Here is a 2,354-nt window from a genome sequence, read left to right on the forward strand (position 1 = left end):
AGCCAGCCGAACCGGATGCCCGGTCATCCGGCTCGTCGGCGTCTCGGTCGGATGCGTTAACGTCATGATCTCTTGATCCCCCTGATGATCGCGCTGTCCGGGACCTGGCATTCCCCCGACTCCGGACTGCAATGTTGGATGTGCGGTTAGTGGTCTTTGGTGCGGTCTGGCTACGAACCGTGCTTACAAAGTCGCATTGTGGCAGCAATAGGGGTGGCCCTCCGGTCCGGGGCGGCGAAGGACCACGTTGTATTCCGCATTCTGTTACGCAGAGTTAATAAAAATGTCGACCTGACCGACTCGGCTCAGGTGCGGGCGCGCTCGACCGGACTGCTGCGGTCCCCGCTCCGTCCAGTCCTCGAACGGGCGTTGACCAGCGCGTCCTCGAAGGGGTCAGCGGACGGTGATGCGCGAGACGAGGAAACGCGCGAGCACGCTCGGACGGGATCCCGCCGTTCCGATCTCGGAGTTGGCTACAGCGAGTTGTCGACTTACGCGTCGCACGGTGACCGCAGCCTCGGCCTCCGCGTCGAGGGGGAAGGAACGGACGAAGGTCACGTCCATCGACATCACCTGGGTGGCCGATCTGGTGGGCAGTATCCGGCTGTGCGCCGAACCGTGGCGGTCGCCGGCCCAGGCCTGGGTATAGAGCAGCAGGGGAGCGAGGGGATCGGATGCCGAGGGTTTCTCCCGTGCCTCGGGTGGGCGCGTGGGCCAGTCGCCAGGCGTGTCCAGATGCAGGCTGGCGGCGCGCACGCTATCGCTCTTCCCGAGCGCGGCGGCGGCGGTGAGGGAGATCTCGGCGAGTACGGCGAGTACGGCGAGTGCGCCGGTGGTGAGGCCGATGCTCGGTACGGGAACGGGGAGCTCGGGACCGGGGACCGAGGACGTCCAGGTTGGCCCGGCACGGGCCAACCTGGACGTCAGGATCGGGCGAGGTGAACCAGGATTAGACGAGGTCGAACCGGTCGAGGTTCATCACCTTGACCCACGCCGCGACAAAGTCGTGCACGAACTTCTCCCGCGCGTCGTCGCTCGCGTAGACCTCCGCGAGCGCGCGCAGCTCGGAGTTCGAACCGAAGACGAGGTCGGCGCGGCTGCCGGTCCACCTGACCTTGCCCGTGGCGGCATCGCGGCCCTCGAAGGTGTTCGCGTCCTCGGACGTCGCTTTCCACGTCGTGCCCAGCTCGAGCAGGTTGACGAAGAAGTCGTTCGTCAGCGACCCGGGAGTCGCGGTGAAGACGCCGAGCGGCGACTGCTGGTAGTTGGCACCCAGGACCCGCAAACCACCGACGAGGACCGTCAGCTCGGGGGCGCTCAGGGTCAGCTGGTTCGCCCGGTCGAGCAGAAGGTACTCAGCCGGCAGGCGGTGGCCCTTCCCGAGGTAGTTGCGGAACCCGTCCGCCGTCGGCTCGAGCACCGCGAACGACTCCACGTCGGTCTGCTCCTGCGACGCGTCGGTACGTCCCGGTGCGAAGGGGACCTCGACGTCGAAGCCGGCGTTCGCGGCGGCCCGCTCGACGGCAACACCACCGGCGAGCACGATCAGGTCGGCGAGCGAGACCTGCTTGCCGCTGGTCTGGGCGGCGTTGAAGGCCTCCTGGATCCCCGTCAGCGTGCGCAGGACCGCCGCCAGCTGGTCGGGGTCGTTGACCTCCCAACCGCGCTGCGGTTCGAGGCGGATGCGCGCACCGTTGGCGCCGCCGCGCTTGTCACCACCGCGGAACGTCGAGGCCGACGCCCACGCGGTGGAGACCAGCTGGGAGACCGACAGGCCCGAGGCGAGGATCTGACCCTTGAGAGTGGCGACGCCCGCGGCGTCGATGAGCTCGTGGGCCACCGCCGGGAGCGGGTCCTGCCACAGCAGCGTCTCGGTCGGGACCTCCGGGCCGAGGTAGCGCGCGACCGGCCCCAGGTCACGGTGCGTCAGCTTGAACCACGCCCGGGCGAACGCGTCCGCGAACGCGCTCGGGTTCTCCAGGAAGCGCCGCGAGATGGGCTCGTAGATCGGGTCGAACCGGAGGGCGAGGTCCGTCGTCAGCATCGTGGGGGCGTGGCTCTTCGATGCGTCGTGGGCGTCGGGGACGGTGCCGGCACCGGCACCGGCACCGTCCTTGGGCTTCCACTGGTTCGCACCGGCGGGGCTCTTCGCCAGCTCCCACTCGTGGCCGAACAGGATCTCGAAGAAGCTGTTGTCCCAGTTCACCGGGGTGTTCGTCCACGCACCCTCAAGCCCGCTGGTGATCGTGTCCCCGCCCCTGCCGGTGCCGAAGGTGCTCGTCCAGCCGAAGCCCTGCTCCTCGAGGGGGGCGCCCTCGGGCTCCGGGCCGACATGCTCGTCCGGGTTGGCCGCG

Annotated in this window: 2 protein-coding genes; both read right to left on the bottom strand. The window is 68.8% G+C overall.

Translation table 11 applies throughout. The features are described 5' to 3' along the window. Positions 1–393: 393 nt before the first annotated feature. Positions 394–915, bottom strand: a complete 522-nt coding sequence (locus tag AC08OT_RS12670; RefSeq protein WP_476593154.1) for a hypothetical protein — start codon at positions 913–915, stop codon at positions 394–396. A 34-nt stretch (positions 916–949) separates the two neighbouring features. Then, on the bottom strand, positions 950–2,354 hold a 1,405-nt coding region (locus AC08OT_RS12675; protein WP_476602842.1), incomplete at its 5' end, for a peroxidase family protein.

Source organism: Frankia sp. CgJB1, from assembly GCF_977947065.1.